The following is a 17,416-nucleotide window of genomic DNA, read 5'->3' as shown; positions in this document are numbered from 1 at the left end:
ACCTGAGTGACGTCAAGCGCAGTGCCCACATGAGGAGTCTTGTAAGACGCCACCTGTGTTGCAGGTTTCGGCGATCTGACTTCGTAATACCGCAAAACCCATGACAGGAAAAAGCACTTTGACGCTTTTTTGAAGTTTATTTTTCAGGATGACGAATAGCACTAGCCGAGCTCCAGGTACCCCGTTAAAGTCGGAAGTCGGCCTGCATCGAAATACCGTACAAAATCACCCCAAAAATGCCTCACACCCAACAGGGCCGGGCACTTCAGCGAAACGCCTCTCGGCAGTCCTGCCAACCCAGACCACTCTGTGCCGTTGCCTGTAGCAGGATGGGTAAAGCAACCCGCGCCTTGTCCTGGGTGTCGTGAAACACAATCACACCTTTGCGCCACAGCAGCATCAATGTCAGCACCCGTTGCGCCGACTCATCGGCCTTGAGCTTGCCAGGCTCGTCCTGGGAATCGATGTCCCACAATGCCACCTGCAAGCCTTGGGCTTGAAAGAAACCCTGGCTGTCGGCGCGACGCTGGCCGTAGGGCGGACGGAAGAGAGGCACGTAGTTTTCCGGCATCAGGTTTTGCGCCAGTGAGGCACTGCGGGTGATTGAGCTCTGCCAATCCACCCAATGACTGTGGGAACGGTACTGCCAACCCTGGGTGCCCACGCACTGGCCCTGGTACAGCGCCTGCACATCAGCAACGGAACTGCGCTCCACCCGGGTTTGCAGGCTGCTGCCGAGGACAAAGAACGTGGCGTTCATCTTTTGCTTGCGCAGGTAGTCGGTGAGCCAGTCGGTATTGCCGCTGACCGGGGCCGGGCCGCCGTCGAAGGTCAGCAGGAACAGCCGGTCGTTGAATTCATCGCCATTACGCTCATGGTCACCAAACCGCGCGATTTCGCTGCTTATCTGTGGAAACAGCGCAGCCTTGCGCAGCAGCTCATCCAGGTACCGTTCATGGAAGCTATGACTGGGGCCGGCCCAGCCTATATAGAAGGAATCGCTGCTGACCTCGAACTTGCCGGCCTGCTCGCGCAGGTCGTCCATGCTTTCCACCAGGTAGCAGAACGAGGCATCTTCCTCGCAACTCTGCTGGGCGAAGGTGTAGTTTTCGAACAGGCGCTGCCAGAGCTGACGACGCAGGTCATCGATGGCGGACAGGTTGATGATTTTCAGGCCCAGCCGCTGTTTGAGCGTGCTTTCATCATGATTCTCGCTGGCCAACAGGCTATGGGCGAACATCAGGATTTCCGCGCGCGAGGCGACGTCGAACAGCGCCGGGCTGCCGAGTTTTTCGGGCCAGGTGCCACGGTCCAGGCTGGCCACATCCACGGGCGCCGCCTGGGCATTCAGGCACAGCAGGCATACCGACAATAAAAGCGCTATTCGCACACAGGGTCTCCCTCTCCAGAGTCGTCGGCCATCATAGCGGATCGCGCCTATCGCCATCATAGGTGGAGTCAAAACGCTCAAGCCCCTAGAATCCCTCCCACGATTCCAGGAGCCAACTTCATGCTGATGGTGATTTCCCCCGCCAAGACCCTCGATTTCGAGACCGCGCCCGTGACCCAGCGCTTCACCCAGCCGCAGTACCTGGACCACTCCCAGGCACTGATCGAGCAATTGCGCACCCTCAGCCCGGCGCAAATCAGCGAATTGATGCATGTATCCGACAAGATCGGCGGCCTCAACGCTGCCCGTTTCGGCAGCTGGACCCCAGCGTTCACCCACGCCAACGCCAAACAGGCACTGCTAGCGTTCAAGGGTGATGTCTACACCGGCCTGAATGCCGACACCTTCAGCGATGCCGATTTCACCTACGCCCAGGACCACCTGCGCATGCTCTCGGGCCTCTATGGCCTGTTGCGCCCGTTGGACCTGATGATGCCGTACCGCCTGGAAATGGGCACCAAACTGCCCAACGCCCGTGGCAAGGACCTGTACGCCTTCTGGGGCACGCGCATCAGCGAATGGCTCAATCAAGCGCTGGCCGAACAAGGTGATGACGTGCTGCTCAACCTGGCCTCGAACGAGTACTTCTCGGCGGTCAAGCGCACGGCCCTGAACGCGCGGATCATCAACACCGAGTTCAAGGACCTGAAGAACGGCCAGTACAAGATCATCAGCTTCTACGCCAAGAAGGCACGGGGCATGATGAGCCGCTTTGTGATCGAAGAACGCATCAACGACCCGGAAAAGCTCAAAGCGTTTGATGTGCAGGGGTATCGCTTCAATGCAGAGCAGTCGAAGCCGGACAACCTGGTGTTCTTGCGCGATCATGCACCGGAATAAAGCCCTCCCCCCCCCTCAAACGCGCTGATCTCCAAATGTGGGAGCTGCGGTGCGACGATTCGACTTGCCTGCGATAGCGGTGGATCAGTCGGTACATCTGTTACTGATAGACCGCTATCGCAGGCAAGCCAGCTCCCACCTTTGCGTGCGCACTCCAACGCCAGATCGTCATATTTTTGGCGTCAAAAAACATCCTGAAGCATGTCTAACAATTCTTTCACTCGACATCCGTCTTTTTTTTTCGTAGTGGCACCACTTTTTTAAAAGCGTGATGGCACAAAACTATCTCTGCGCGCCAACTCCCCACAACTACTGGCCCAAATAGCAAGTGCTATCAATATAGTACTAGTGCCATCCTGCCTAACATTTCAAGAAATTTCGGGAAACAGGATGAGCGGCCCGGAACTTCGTCAACACGCACGGCTCATACCACCGGTAACGAAATTCTCTGTTTCTGTAGGAGATGACTTACATGGCGACCAATGGAGAGTATCGAAGTTGTCACATTAAACTTTGACTGAGTGGTCACTTTATAAATGCTTAGTTAGGAGCGGCGACAAGGATGATTTGCCACGAACTATGAGGCCAAGGCTGTGCTTACCCTAATGGGTCAGTGACACAACCCAAGATATTGATATTTAAGGTTAAAAAACCCATATCAAAATCTTGTGGCACTGGCGCCACGCCCTTCTCCCAGGAAGGCTGGCTGCATTTCAGGGCAGGCCCCAACAATAAGGCCACGTTGCGCACAACTTGAGTGCAATAGTTAGTCACTCACTATTTAACATGCCTGTACGCGATAAGTCGGCGTCTATTCGCCCAACTTTCGCGGCATCAGTGACGCTTGCAAACATGAACTCCGGCCAATTATTGGCATGATTAACACCGTCTTCAATGACACATGAGGTAAATGCGATGCGCATCAGCATATTTGGTTTGGGTTACGTTGGCGCAGTCTGTGCCGGTTGCCTGTCTGCACGTGGCCACGAAGTGGTCGGCGTAGATATCTCCAAGGATAAGATCGACCTGATCAACGCTGGCAAATCGCCGATTGTTGAGCCAGGCCTGGGCGAACTGTTGAGCCAGGGTATTGAAACCGGCCGGCTGCGCGGCACGACCAACTTCGCCGAAGCCATCCGCGATACCGACCTGTCGATGATTTGCGTCGGCACGCCGAGCAAGAAGAACGGCGACCTGGAACTCGACTACATCGAAGCGGTATGCCGCGAGATCGGCCTGGTCCTGCGTGACAAAGCCACCCGCCACACTGTGGTCGTGCGTAGCACCGTCTTGCCAGGCACCGTAGCCAACGTGGTGATCCCGATCCTCGAAGACTGCTCTGGCAAAAAAGCCGGTGTGGACTTCGGCGTTGCGGTTAACCCGGAATTCCTGCGTGAATCCACCGCCATCGCTGACTACGACCTGCCACCGATGACCGTGATCGGCGAATTCGACAAAGCCTCCGGCGATGTCCTGCAGTCGCTGTACGAAGAACTCGACGCGCCGATCATCCGCAAGGACATCGCCGTTGCCGAGATGATCAAGTACACCTGCAACGTGTGGCACGCTGCCAAAGTGACCTTCGCCAACGAGATCGGCAACATTGCCAAGGCTGTTGGCGTCGACGGTCGCGAAGTGATGGAAGTGGTGTGCCAGGACAAGACCCTCAACCTGTCCCAGTACTACATGCGCCCAGGCTTCGCCTTCGGCGGTTCGTGCCTGCCAAAAGACGTGCGCGCCCTCACCTACCGCGCCAGCACCCTTGACGTGGAAGCGCCGCTGCTCAACTCGCTGATGCGCAGCAACGAGTCTCAGGTGCAGAACGCCTTCGACATCGTTTCCAGCCACGACAAACGCAAAGTCGCGCTGCTGGGCCTGAGCTTCAAGGCCGGCACCGATGACCTGCGCGAGAGCCCGCTGGTAGAGCTGGCCGAAATGCTGATCGGCAAGGGTTATGACCTGAGCATCTACGACAGCAACGTCGAGTACGCCCGTGTCCACGGCGCGAACAAAGACTACATCGAAGGCAAGATCCCGCACGTGTCGTCCCTGCTCAACTCGGACTTCGACGACGTGATCAACAACTCCGACGTGATCATCCTGGGCAACCGCGATGAGAAGTTCCGTGCCCTGGCGCAGAACGCCCCGCACGGCAAGCAAGTGGTTGACCTGGTGGGCTTCATGTCCAAAGCCACCAGCGTAACCGGCCGTACCGAAGGCATTTGCTGGTAACAGCAACGGCAAGTTCCGGGCTGCAAGCGTACCAATCCCCAGCGCTTGCAGCCTGGAGCCTTCTTCACCTTCGGATGACGCTCATGTCCAAGTTAAAACACGTACTGCTCCAATCCGCCGGCTGGCTGTTCTTCCTGAGCCTGCTGCTGGGACTCGCCCTGCTGCTGCCGGCGAGTACGTTCGACTCTGAGTCGAAGAATTTTATTTTCCTGATTGGCGCCGTTGGTATCTGGCGCTACTCGATGGGTGCTACGCATTTCTTTCGCGGCATGCTGTTCCTGTACGTGGTCTACCCACACCTGCGCCGTAAAGTGCGCAAGCTGGGCAAGGCCGCCGACCCCTCCCATGTGTTCCTGATGGTCACCAGCTTCCGTATCGATGCGCTGACCACTGCCCAGGTCTACAGCTCGGTGATTCGCGAAGCCATCGAATGCGGCTTCCCTACGACCGTGGTCTGCTCACTGGTGGAAATGTCCGACGAGTTGCTGGTGAAGAGTTTGTGGGAACGCATGAACCCACCGGAGCACGTCAAGCTCGACTTCGTGCGGATCGCCGGTACCGGCAAACGCGACGGCCTGGCCTTTGGTTTCCGCGCCATCTCCCGCCACCTGCCGGATGACCGTGCAGTGGTTGCGGTGATCGATGGCGACACCGTGCTCGCCGAAGGCGTCGTGCGCAAGACCGTGCCGTGGTTCCAGCTGTTCGGCAATGTCGGCGGCCTGACCACCAACGAGTTCTGCGAAGTGCGCGGCGGCTACATCATGAGCGAGTGGCACAAACTGCGCTTCGCCCAACGCCACATCAACATGTGCTCCATGGCCCTGTCCAAGCGCGTACTGACCATGACCGGTCGTATGTCGGTGTTCCGTGCCAGCGTAGTGACCGACCCGGGCTTTATCGCCGATGTGGAAAGCGACTCGCTGCAACACTGGCGCCTGGGCCGCTTCAAGTTCCTGACCGGCGACGACAAGTCCAGCTGGTTCAGCCTGATGCGCCTGGGTTACGACACGTTCTACGTGCCGGACGCCGCGATCAATACCGTGGAACATCCGCCGGAAAAAAGCTTCATCAAGGCCAGCCGCAAGCTGATGTTCCGCTGGTACGGCAACAACCTGCGCCAGAACTCCCGTGCCCTGGGCCTGGGTGTGCGTCGGCTGGGCTTGTTCACCAGCGTGGTGCTGTTCGACCAGCGCGTGTCGATGTGGACGTCCCTGCTCGGCCTGACCGTGGCGATCATCGCCACCTTCAAATACGGCGGCGCGTTCATCCTTGCGTACCTGCTGTGGATCGGCATCACCCGCCTGATCCTGACCCTGCTGCTGTCGTGCTCCGGCCACAAGATCGGCCCGGCCTACCCGGTGATTCTCTATTACAACCAGATCATGGGCGCACTGGTGAAGATCTACGTGTTCTTCCGCCTTGATCAACAGTCCTGGACCCGCCAGGACACCAAACTGACCCGCGATTTGGCCAGCTTTCAACGTTGGTTCAACACCTGGTCGTCTCGGACCATGACCTTCTCCGCCGGCAGCATCTTCGTTGCCGTGTTGCTGATGATGGTCTGACCCTGCCAAGCCTGAATTAACTCTAGGAAATGCCCTGATGAACAGTCCAGTAAACGCCAACGTAGTCCACGAATCCGAAGCCCAGCGCCAGCACGCCCGTGTCAAAATCCCGGCCAAGCTGCGCTTTTTCAACACCGACCGCACGCCGACCGAAGCACGCGTGCACGACCTGTCCGCCGGCGGCCTCTCGTTCACAGCGACGCAGCCGCTGACCATCGGTGAAGTGCACAAGGGGCGCCTGCAATTCGTCATCGACAACCTCGGCCTGGCCATGGACGTGGAGCTGCAGATTCGCTCCTACGACCGCCAGACCGGCCGCACCGGTTGCCAGTTCCAGAACCTCGATGCCCAGGATATTTCCACCCTGCGCCACCTGATCACCTCGCACTTGTCCGGTGACATCGTGACCATGGGCGACGTGCTCGCGACCCTGCAGCGTGACAACTTCACCAAGGCGCGCAAGGTCAAGGACAGTGGCAGCAACATGAGCGCCTTCGGTCGCTTGCGCGCCGTGACGTTCAGCCTGGCAATCTTCCTGGTGGGTCTGGCCGCGTTCGGCTTTGTGTTCAAGTCGGTCTACGGCATGTACTTCGTCAGCCACGCCCAGGCCGGCATTGTCAGCGTGCCTGGCATGAACGTGACCATGCCACGCGACGGCACCGTGCAAAGCCTGCTCAAGGGTGATGCGATCGCGGCCAAAGGTGCACCACTGGCCACCTTCAGCACCAGCATGCTGGATGTGCTCAAGGGCCATCTGGATGAAGACCAACTGCAACCGGCCAAGGTTGAGGAGCTGTTCGGCAAGCAAATGACCGGCACCCTGACTTCGCCATGCGACTGCATCGTTGCCCAGCAAATGGTCGCCGACGGTCAGTACGCCAGCAAAGGCGATGTGATCTTCCAACTGGTACCGCGCGGCGCCCAAGCCAACGTTGAAGCGCGCTTCACCTATCGCCAGTTTGGTGACGTTCGCCCAGGTACACCGGTGAGCTTCCAGGTGGCCGACGAAGAACAACTGCGCACTGGCACCATCGTCAGCAGCACCAGCCTGAACAGTGCCGACCTGTCCTCCGACATCCGCGTGCAGATCAAGCCTGACGCGCCGCTGGACAGCACTTACGCCGGCCGCCCGGTCGAAGTGACCAGCGACCGTGGCCCATCACTGAACTGGCTGATCGATAAAGCCATGGCTCACGGTCTGTAAGCGAGGACATGCCTGTGAAGCCAATTTCAAGAACAGCACAGCCCCCTGTGGGAGCCGGGTTTGCCCGCGATTGCATCGACTCGGTACACCTGCAACACCGAGGTGCCCGCATCGCAGGCAAGCCAGCTCCCACACAGAGCAGATCTCATTCGGCCGCTGTGTATTGCGCTCTGGCTCTGGCCGTCAGCCTCGCCGGTTGCGCCGGCCTGCCCGACCAACGCCTGGCCAATGAAGCGCTCAAGCGTGGCGACACCGTCACCGCGCAGCAGAATTACCAGCAACTGGCAGACCTGGGTTACAGCGAGGCCCAAGTGGGCCTGGCCGATATCCAGGTAGGCACTCGCGATCCGGCGCAAATCAAACAGGCTGAAGCCACTTACCGTGCGGCGGCGGGCACCTCGTCCCGTGCCCAGGCTCGTCTCGGTCGCCTGCTGGTGGCCAAGCCCGGCTCCACCGAAGCCGAGCACCATGAAGCCGAAGGCCTGCTGAAAAAAGCCTTCGCCAATGGCGAAGGCAACACGTTAATCCCGCTGGCGATGCTGTACCTGCAATACCCGCACAGCTTTGCGAACGTGAACGCCCAGCAGCAGATCAGCAAGTGGCAAGCAGCGGGGTATCCGGAAGCCGGCTTGGCCCAGGTGCTGCTGTATCGCACCCAGGATACCTACGACCAGCATCTGGATGATGTGGAGCGCATTTGTAAAGCCGCGCTCAACACCACCGACATCTGCTACGTCGAGCTGGCCACGGTTTACCAGAAAAAAGCCGAGCCCGAAAAACAGGCCGAGCTCCTCAAGCAAATGGAAGCGGGCTACAGCCGTGGCACCGTCACCGCACAACGCATCGACAGTGTTGCTCGCGTATTGGGTGATGCTTCGCTGGGCAAGACCGACGAGAAAACTGCCCAGGCGCTGCTGGAAAAAATCGCGCCTGGCTACCCGGCTTCCTGGGTCAGCCTGGCGCAACTGCTCTACGACTTCCCGGAACTCGGCGACGTCGACCAGATGATGAAGTACCTGGACAACGGCCGCGCCGCCGATCAGCCGCGCGCCGAGCTGTTGCTGGGCAAGCTCTACTACGAAGGCAAGTGGGTGCCGGCAGACGCCAAGGCGGCCGAAGCACACTTTCAGAACGCCTTAGGCCGCGAAGTGGCTGCCGATTACTACCTCGGCCAGATCTACCGCCGTGGCTACCTGGGCAAGGTCTACTCGCAAAAAGCGCTGGACCACTTGCTGACGGCAGCGCGCAACGGCCAGAAGAGTGCCGACTACGCCATCGCCCAATTGTTTTCTCAAGGCAAGGGCACCAAGCCCGACCCACTGAATGCCTATGTCTTCAGCCAATTGGCTAAAGCCCAGGGCACACCAGAGGCCAATGACTTGGCCACGCAGCTGGAAGCGCCGCTGACGCCTGAGCAACGCGCTCAAGGCCAACGCCTGGTGCAACAGGAACTGGCCGCACGCGGCACCCTGGCCCAGAGCACGCTGCAACTGCACGCCCTGCAAGAAGAAGACGGCGAGGAATCCCTATGAAGCTCAACCCATTCGTCAAAGCCGGCATCGGCCTGACCTTCGCCCTGCTGTGGTCGTGCCCGACCCTGGCCGCGCTGACCGAAGCCAAGAACTTCGGCCTGGAAGTCAAAGCCACCGCGCAGTCCGAAGATGACCGCGATCTCGGCACCCAGAAAGGCGGCGACGTCAACGGCGTCGGCCTCGACCTGCGTCCTTGGATCTACGGCGAAAGCGGTGCGTGGAGCGCCTACGCCATGGGCCAGGCTGTGGTGTCCAGCGACATCATCGAGACTGATACGCTGCAACAGTCGGCCGATGACCAGAACCAGCAAACCACCAACAACGACCGTAAGGCCAAGAAAAACTACCTGGCCATGCGCGAGTTCTGGGTCGGCTACAGCGGCTTCACGCCTTACCCCGGCGAGATCCTCAAGCTGGGTCGTCAACGCCTGCGCAATGACGACGGCCAATGGCGTGACACCAACATCGAAGCGCTGAACTGGACCTTCGACACCACCCTGCTCAAGGCCAATGTCGGCGTTGCCGAACGCTTCAGCGAATACCGCACCGACCTCAAGGAACTGTCGCCGAAGGACAAGGACCGTCAGCACTTGTACGCCGACGCGTCCTACCAGTGGACGCCGGGCCAATGGATCGGCCTGCGCGGCCACCACACCCATGACAACGGTAAGCTCGATTACCCGGAACCGGGCCAACCGACCGACTCGCTGGACAAGCGCGAGAACGGCGACCTGACCTGGCTCGGCATCGAAGCCAACAGCGACGCGTACAACTGGCGCAACACCAACACCGTCAACTATTGGGCGAGCATTACCGGCATGCAGGGCGACCGTGACACGGTCAACGCTTTGAAGGCCGACGGCACCCGTCCCGACCAGGCCAAGCGCAGCGACGACGTGAATGGTTGGGCCACCGACTTGGGTATCCGCCTGCGCCTCGACCCGCAGTGGCAAGTGGGTGCTGCCTACGCCCGCGCCAGCGCCGAATACGAACAGAACGGCCTGCAAAGCAACCGTTCGAACTGGACCGGCACCCAGTCCCGCGTGCACCGCTTCGGCGAAGCCTTCCGTGGCGAAATGAACAACATGCAGTCCATGAGTCTCTTCGGTTCCTGGCAGTTGCGCGAGGACTACGACGCCAGTTTGGTGTACCACAAATTCTGGCGTGTCGACGGCAACAAGCCGGTGGGCAGCAACGGCATCGATGCCGTGCAGAACAACACCGACGACGTGACCGGCGCGATCCTGTCCAGCACTTCCCTGCCGCTTGAAGACGGCAAGAAAGACCTGGGCCAGGAGATGGACCTGGTCGTTACCAAGTACTTCAAGACCGGCTTGCTGCCGGCCGCGCTCAGCCAGTCGATTGATGAGCCGTCTGCGCTGGTGCGTTTGCGTGCTGGTGTGTTCAAGCCCGGTGACGCCTACGGCAGCCAGGTTGACTCGTACATGCATCGCGCCTTTGTCGACGTGATTTGGAAGTTCTGATGGGAGCCTGCGCAATGATTCCTAAACGCTTGCTGGTGACCGCGATGCTGATGGCCAGCGCCACAGCCTTCGCCGATACCGCGCAGCAGGTCAAGGCGCCGACCATCGCCAAAGAACTGCAACAGGCCAAGACTTACACTATTTCCAGCCCGCCGACCGCGCCGCTGGAAATGGCCAAGCCGGCGCTGCCGGACCTGTCGGGATACACCGCTGCTGCGATGCAAAAGAAGATCGTGCGTGGCAAAGCGGGCAAGATCAGCATCCGTCGCATGATGCAGGAAGACGCCCTCAAGGACTTCATTGGCGGTGACAACAAGATGGCCGAATGGGTGGTGCGCCAGCACGGCATTCCCCAGGCGATCTTTGTCGATGACGGCTACATGAACCTCAAGGACCTGCTGGGCAAGGTGCCCAAGCAGTACCTGAGCGAAACTTCGCCGGGCGTGTTCCTGGCCAAGTTGCCGATCGTGGTCGGGCGCAAAGGCATCCTGGAAATCGACAAGAAAACCCAGGAATTGCGTTTGTCCCAGGACGCCGGTTCGTTCCTGATCAACGATGGCCAGCTGTTTGTGAGTGACACTAAAGTCACCGGCTGGAGCGAAAAAGCAAACGGCCCGGCGCTGTTCAGGTCGGCCAAGGAATTTCGCCCGTTCCTGCTGGCTTGGGGCGGCACCGAGACGTACATCTCCAATACCAAGATGGCCAGCTTCGGCTACGCCAACAGTAAGTCGTACGGGGTGAGTATTTCCCAGTACACGCCTAACATGGCCAAGGTGCTCAAGCGTCCTGAGCCGACCGGTTGGATCATTGATTCCGAGTTCTCGGACATGTGGTACGGCTTCTACTGCTACGAGACCACGGGCTTCGTGATCAAGGGCAATACCTACAAAGACAACATCGTCTACGGCATTGACCCCCACGACCGTTCCCATGGCCTGATCATCGCGGACAACACCGTCTACGGCACCAAGAAGAAACACGGCATCATCATTTCCCGTGAAGTGAACGACAGCTTCATCTTCAACAACCGCAGCTACGACAACAAACTTTCAGGCTTGGTGATCGACCGTAACAGCGTGAACAACCTGATCGCCGACAACGAGATCTACCGTAACCACACCGACGGCATCACCCTCTATGAGAGCGGCGACAACCTGTTGTGGGGCAACAAAGTGATTGCCAACCGTCGCCACGGTATCCGCGTGCGTAACAGCGTGAACATCAAGCTGTACGAAAACACTGCCATGGCCAACGGCCTGACCGGCGTCTACGGCCACATCAAGGATTTGACCGACACCGACCGCGACATCGCCCTCGACCCGTTCGACGCCAAGGTCTCGCTGATCGTGGTCGGCGGTGAACTGGCGGGTAACGGCAGCGGGCCGCTGTCCATCGACTCGCCGTTGAGCATCGAGCTGTACCGCGTGTCGATGCTGGCGCCGACCAAATCCAGCGGCATCAGCTTTTCCGGTGTGCTTGGCGATCGCCAGGAAGAGATTCTCGACCTGCTGGTACGCCAGCAGAAAGCCGTGCTGATCGACCCTGTCGAACGCCAGACCGAAATGCAGGACTGAGGATGACCCTTATGCACCCACACATGATCAAACTGCTGAGCCTCTCGGGTCTGACCCTCGGCCTGCTCGCGGCCAGCCAGGGCGTGCGCGCCGACGAAATCAAGGCGCCGACCTTCACCGCCGAGCCGTGCTGCAGCCTGTGCCCGGCCGCCCATGATGCGCGCAACTACACCACACGTTATCAGCAGAACTTCACCACCCTGGTACAAGCCCAGGGCGACTGGCTGTTCCGTACTCAGGAAGATCTGCGTACCGAGTTCGACACCACCCCGTCCGGCTACAAGCGCATGCAACAACTGCATGACGCGTTCAAGTCCAAGGGTGTGGAACTGGTGGTGGTCTACCAGCCGACCCGTGGCCTGGTAAACCGCAACAAGCTCAACCCCGAGGAAAAAGCCAAGTTCGATTTCGACAAGGCATTGGCCAACTACAAGACCATGCTTGGCCGTTTCGCCAAGATGGGCTACGTGGTGCCGGACCTGTCGCCGTTGACCAACGAGCAACTGCCGGATGAGCTGCCGGCCCACGATTTCTACTTCCGTGGCGACCAGCACTGGACCCCGTACGGCGCCCAGCGCACCGCGAAAATCGTCGGCGCCAAAGTGCGTGCCATGCCTGAATTCGCCGATATTCCCAAGCGCGAATTCGAAACCAAGCGCTCCGGGCGCATGGGCAAGACCGGCACCCTGCATAACATGGCCGGGCAACTGTGCGGCACCAGCTACGCGATCCAGTACATGGACCAGTTCACCACCGAGCCGAAGGGCGAAGCCGGTGACGGCGACCTGTTCGGCGATTCGAGCAACCCGCAGATCACCCTGGTGGGCACCAGTCACAGCGGCAAGAACTACAACTTCGCCGGTTTCCTGCAACAGGAAATCGGCGCCGATATCCTCAACGTCGCCTTCCCCGGTGGTGGTCTTGAAGGCTCGATGCTCCAGTACCTGGGCAGCGACGAATTCCAGAAGTCGCCGCCAAAGATTCTGATCTGGGAGTTCTCGCCGCTGTATCGCCTCGACCAGGAGACCATCTATCGCCAGATGATGTCCCTGCTCGATAACGGCTGCGAAGGCAAGACCGCGCAGATGGCCGCGAGCACCACCTTGAAACCCGGCAAGAACGAATTGCTGGTGAACAGTTCGAACAAAGACCTGCGCAACGCCAACCATCAGGTTGATATCCGCTTTGCCGACCCGTCGGTGAAAACCTTGCAAGCCACCCTCTGGTACATGAACGGTCGCCACGAGGACATCAAGATCGAGAAACCCGAAACATCCGATACAGACGGGCGTTTCGCCTTTGAACTGCGCACCGATGAAGACTGGGCCTCTCAGAACTTGCTGGCCGTGGAAGTGCAGGGCCCCGAAGCAGGCGCTGCCGCGCAGAAAGTCGAAGCGAAAATTTGCACACGCAACGTATTCCCAAGCGGCGGTCAAAAAACCGCATCAACGCATTGAAATAAGCGTGCAATGAGGTTACCTATGCAGAAGTTATTGATCCCTACGTTACTGGGCCTGGCGATGTTCGCAGGCTCCGTCAACGCCGCGGCACCCCTGCGTCCACCACAAGGCTATTTCGCACCGATTGAAGCGTTCAAGACTGGCGATTTCAAGAAAAACTGCGACACCATGCCGACGCCGTACACCGGGCCGTTGCAGTTTCGCAGCAAGTACGAAGGCTCCGACAAGGCGCGTTCCACGCTGAATGTGCAATCCGAAAAAGCCTTCCGCGACAGCACTGCCGACATCACCAAGCTGGAAAAAGACACCAGCAAACGCGTGATGCAGTTCATGCGCGACGGTCGCCCCGAGCAACTCGAATGCACCCTGAACTGGCTGGTATCGTGGGCCAAGGCCGATGCATTGATGTCCAAGGACTTCAACCACACCGGCAAATCCATGCGCAAGTGGGCGCTGGGCAGCATGGCCTCGGCCTATGTGCGCCTGAAGTTCTCCGACTCGCACCCGCTGGCCAACCACCAGCAGGAATCGCAACTGATCGAAGCCTGGTTCAACAAACTGGCCGATCAGGTAGTCAGCGACTGGGACAACCTGCCCCTGGAAAAAACCAACAACCACTCCTACTGGGCCGCCTGGTCGGTGATGGCAACGTCGGTCGCCACCAACCGCCGCGACCTGTTTGATTGGGCTGTCAAGGAATACAAGGTCGGCGTCAACCAGGTCGATGACCAAGGCTTCTTGCCGAACGAATTGAAACGCCAGCAACGCGCCTTGTCGTACCACAACTACGCCCTGCCGCCGCTGTCAATGATCGCCAGTTTTGCCCTGGTCAACGGTGTTGATCTGCGCCAGGAAAACAACAGCGCGCTCAAGCGCCTGGGCGACAAAGTGCTGGCCGGGGTGAAAGACCCGGAAATCTTCGAGCAGAAGAATGGCCAAGAGCAAGACATGAAGGACCTCAAGGAAGACATGAAATATGCCTGGCTTGAGCCGTTCTGCACCCTCTACACCTGCGCGCCGGATGTGATCGCGCGCAAACACGGGATGCAGCCGTTCAAGACGTTCCGCCTCGGGGGCGACCTGACCAAGGTGTACGACCCGGCGCATGAGAAAGGCGACAAAGGTTCCTGACCGGACTCGGTCCCCTGTGGGAACGGGCTTGCCCGCGATAGCTATATGACATGCAACATTGATGTCGTCTGACACACCGCTATCGCAGGCAAGCCAGCTCCCACACTGACCCAGTTCCGACAGTGAGATTGTTGTACCGCCCTCCCCCGAATTTCGTGGGGGGGTTTGGGGGGGCTCTGGCCCTTGACTGTCTGTTAAACATGGAGAGATCGGGATGGTTTTCTCGTCCAATGTGTTCCTGTTTCTGTTCTTGCCGATCTTTCTCGGTTTGTATTACTTGAGCGGGCAACGCTATCGCAACCTGCTGCTGCTACTGGCCAGCTACGTGTTCTACGCCTGGTGGCGAGTGGACTTCCTGGCGCTGTTCGCAGCGGTGACGCTGTGGAACTACTGGATCGGCCTCAAGGTCGGTGCGGCAGGCGTGCGCACCAAGCCGGCCCAGCGCTGGCTGCTGCTGGGCGTGGTGGTCGACCTGTGCATCCTCGGCTACTTCAAGTACGCCAACTTCGGCGTCGACAGCATCAATGTGATGATGAAGTCGGCGGGCCTGGAGCCGTTTATCCTGACCCACGTGTTGTTGCCGATCGGTATCTCGTTCTACATCTTCGAGTCCATCAGCTACATCATCGACGTGTATCGCGGCGACACCCCGGCCACGCGCAACCTCATCGACTTTGCAGCGTTCGTGGCGATCTTCCCGCACTTGATTGCCGGCCCTGTGTTGCGCTTTCGCGACCTGGCCGACCAGTTCAACAACCGCACCCACACCCTCGACAAGTTCTCCGAGGGCTGCACGCGGTTCATGCAGGGTTTCATCAAGAAGGTCTTCATCGCCGACACCCTGGCGGTGGTGGCCGATCATTGCTTCGCCCTGCAAAACCCGACAACGGGCGATGCCTGGCTCGGCGCGCTGGCCTACACCGCACAGCTGTACTTCGACTTCTCCGGCTACAGCGACATGGCGATTGGTTTGGGCTTGATGATGGGTTTCCGCTTCATGGAAAACTTCAAGCAGCCGTACATCAGCCAGTCGATCACCGAGTTCTGGCGTCGCTGGCACATCAGCCTCTCCACCTGGCTGCGTGACTACCTGTACATCACCCTGGGCGGCAACCGTAAAGGCACGCTGACCACCTACCGCAACCTGTTCCTGACCATGTTGCTCGGTGGCCTGTGGCACGGTGCGAACATCACCTACATCGTGTGGGGCGCCTGGCACGGCATGTGGCTGGCGATTGAAAAAGCCATCGGCCTCAACACCTCGCCGCGCAGCTTCAACCCCGTGCGGTGGGCCTTTACCTTCCTGCTGGTGGTAATGGGCTGGGTGATCTTCCGCGCCGAGAACCTGCACGTCGCCGGCCGCATGTACGGTGCGATGTTCAGCTTTGGCGAGTGGTCGCTGTCGGAACTCAACCGCGCCAACCTCACCGGCCTGCAAGTGGCAACTCTGGTGGTGGCCTATGCAACCCTGGCGTTTTTTGGCCTGCGCGACTTCTACACAAATCGCCCTGCCGAGAAGACCAAGCCAGCCGACCCGAGCCTGATCAAGGCCGTACCGGGCGACAACCCTGGCAGCATCCACGAGCCCGGTTTCACCGTGGGCCAAGATGCCGCCGTGCAACCGGCCTACTGGACCGCTGACTGGCCACGCTACGCCATGCGCGCTGCGGTGCTGCTGTTGTTCGTGGCGTCGATTCTCAAATTGTCGGCGCAGAGTTTCTCGCCGTTCCTTTACTTCCAATTCTGAGGGAGCCGACCATGACCCGTTCATTACGCGTCCTCTATATCGGCCTGTTCCTGGTGCTGCTGCTGGCCCTGGGTGCCTGGTCGCTGCGCAGTTTCTTCGGATTCAGCACCAATGCCGACGCGACCGTGCTCAACGGCCGTTGGACCAAGGCTGTCGAGACGCACTACGACGAAGAGTTCCCGATCAAACGCCTGGGCACCAACCTGTGGGCAGCGCTGGACTATAAGCTGTTCAATGAAGGTCGCCCTGGCGTGGTACTGGGTCGCGATCACTGGTTGTACAGCGACGAGGAGTTCAACCCCACCGTCAACGAAGACCAGAACCTTGAAGGCAACTACGCGCTGGTCGAAGGCGTACGCCAGAAGCTTAAGGCGCAGGGCATTCAACTGGTGATGGCGATCGTGCCGGCCAAGGTGCGCCTGTACCCGGAACACCTGGGTGAGGTGAAACCCGCCAGCATCCACGCCAATCTGTACCAGGACTTCCACGCCCGTGTCGCCGCCGACAAGATCATCGCGCCCGACCTGCTTGGCCCACTGCAACAGGCCAAGCTCGCTGGCAAGCAAGTGTTCCTGCGCACCGACACTCACTGGACGCCGGACGGTGCTGAAATTGCCGCCAAGCAGTTGGCCAAGACGATTACCGAAAAGACCCCGCTGAGCGGCGAGCCACAACGCTTTGTCACCGAAGCTGAGAAAACCGAGCCGCACAAAGGCGACCTGCGCCTGTTCCTGCCCCTGGACCCGCTGTTCGAAAACCTGATGCCACCTAAAGAGCCGCTGGAAAAACGCGTCACGCACCTGGCCGAAACCAAAGGTGACGACGCGCTGTTCAGCGACAGCGAAACCCCGGTGGCACTGGTAGGCACCAGCTACAGCGCCAACCCCAACTGGAACTTCGTCGGTGCCCTTAAGCAAGCCCTGGGCAGCGACGTAGTCAGCTACGCCGAAGACGGCCATGGCCCGATCCTGCCGATGCTCAGCTACCTCAAAAGCGATGACTTCAAGAACAGCCCGCCACAGGTGCTGATCTGGGAGTTTCCTGAACGTTATCTGCCCGTGAACAACGAAATCGGCGATGCCGACCCCAAGTGGGTTGCGCAACTTAAACAAGCCGGTACGCGCCAACAAGACATGGCACAGAACACCCCAGTTAAACATCAAAAATCCGAGACGCCCGACCGGGCGCAAAACTGAA

Annotated in this window: 12 protein-coding genes; 11 read left to right on the top strand and 1 reads right to left on the bottom strand. The window is 59.4% G+C overall.

Annotated features, from left to right (window positions below; genetic code table 11):
- Nucleotides 1-265: 265 nt before the first annotated feature.
- On the bottom strand, nt 266-1,390 hold the full coding sequence (locus tag AACY08_RS05890; protein ID WP_339468558.1) for a polysaccharide deacetylase family protein: 1,125 nt from the start codon (nt 1,388-1,390) through the stop codon (nt 266-268).
- Between the two features lie 120 nt (nt 1,391-1,510).
- Here AACY08_RS05890 and yaaA point away from each other — a divergent pair, with 120 nt between their 5' ends.
- The 11 genes from yaaA to AACY08_RS05835 all read left to right on the top strand — a co-directional run bounded on the left by yaaA (nt 1,511) and on the right by AACY08_RS05835 (nt 17,415).
- Nucleotides 1,511-2,290 carry a peroxide stress protein YaaA gene (yaaA, locus tag AACY08_RS05885; RefSeq protein WP_339468556.1) on the top strand — a complete coding sequence of 260 codons (780 nt, stop codon included), beginning with the start codon at nt 1,511-1,513 and terminating at the stop codon, nt 2,288-2,290.
- Nucleotides 2,291-3,205: 915 nt separating this feature from the next.
- Nucleotides 3,206-4,522 carry a nucleotide sugar dehydrogenase gene (locus AACY08_RS05880; RefSeq protein ID WP_339417661.1) on the top strand — a complete coding sequence of 439 codons (1,317 nt, stop codon included), beginning with the start codon at nt 3,206-3,208 and terminating at the stop codon, nt 4,520-4,522.
- 83 nt (nt 4,523-4,605) lie between these two features.
- Complete coding sequence (gene alg8 / locus AACY08_RS05875; protein ID WP_314569913.1) at nt 4,606-6,087, top strand: mannuronan synthase; 1,482 nt, start codon at nt 4,606-4,608, stop codon at nt 6,085-6,087.
- 37 nt (nt 6,088-6,124) lie between these two features.
- A complete protein-coding gene (locus tag AACY08_RS05870) occupies nt 6,125-7,291 on the top strand; it encodes an alginate biosynthesis protein Alg44 (RefSeq protein WP_339468555.1) in 1,167 nt (388 codons plus the stop codon).
- Nucleotides 7,292-7,299: 8 nt separating this feature from the next.
- Complete coding sequence (gene algK, locus AACY08_RS05865) at nt 7,300-8,823, top strand: alginate biosynthesis TPR repeat lipoprotein AlgK (protein ID WP_339468554.1); 1,524 nt, start codon at nt 7,300-7,302, stop codon at nt 8,821-8,823.
- Nucleotides 8,820-10,307 carry an alginate export family protein gene (locus AACY08_RS05860; protein ID WP_339417658.1) on the top strand — a complete coding sequence of 496 codons (1,488 nt, stop codon included), beginning with the start codon at nt 8,820-8,822 and terminating at the stop codon, nt 10,305-10,307. The genes algK and AACY08_RS05860 overlap by 4 nt, the downstream gene beginning before the upstream one ends.
- Complete coding sequence (algG, locus tag AACY08_RS05855) at nt 10,307-11,881, top strand: mannuronan 5-epimerase AlgG (RefSeq protein ID WP_339468553.1); 1,575 nt, start codon at nt 10,307-10,309, stop codon at nt 11,879-11,881. Before AACY08_RS05860 ends, algG begins: the two co-directional genes overlap by 1 nt.
- Nucleotides 11,882-11,892: 11 nt before the next feature.
- Complete coding sequence (locus AACY08_RS05850) at nt 11,893-13,338, top strand: alginate O-acetyltransferase (RefSeq protein WP_339468675.1); 1,446 nt, start codon at nt 11,893-11,895, stop codon at nt 13,336-13,338.
- 24 nt (nt 13,339-13,362) lie between these two features.
- Entirely contained in the window at nt 13,363-14,472 is a 1,110-nt protein-coding gene (locus AACY08_RS05845) for a mannuronate-specific alginate lyase (RefSeq protein WP_339468552.1), read from the top strand.
- Between the two features lie 214 nt (nt 14,473-14,686).
- Complete coding sequence (locus AACY08_RS05840) at nt 14,687-16,219, top strand: MBOAT family O-acyltransferase (protein ID WP_012722328.1); 1,533 nt, start codon at nt 14,687-14,689, stop codon at nt 16,217-16,219.
- A gap of 11 nt (nt 16,220-16,230) precedes the next feature.
- Nucleotides 16,231-17,415 carry an alginate O-acetyltransferase gene (locus tag AACY08_RS05835; RefSeq protein ID WP_339468551.1) on the top strand — a complete coding sequence of 395 codons (1,185 nt, stop codon included), beginning with the start codon at nt 16,231-16,233 and terminating at the stop codon, nt 17,413-17,415.
- Nucleotide 17,416: the final 1 nt, after the last annotated feature.

The organism is Pseudomonas sp. EL_65y_Pfl1_R83 (assembly GCF_963970695.1).
In the GTDB taxonomy this organism is placed as follows: Bacteria; Pseudomonadota; Gammaproteobacteria; order Pseudomonadales; family Pseudomonadaceae; genus Aquipseudomonas; species Aquipseudomonas tritici.
Note: the sequence above shows the minus strand (reverse complement) of the source record. Positions and strands in the feature narration are given on the sequence as shown.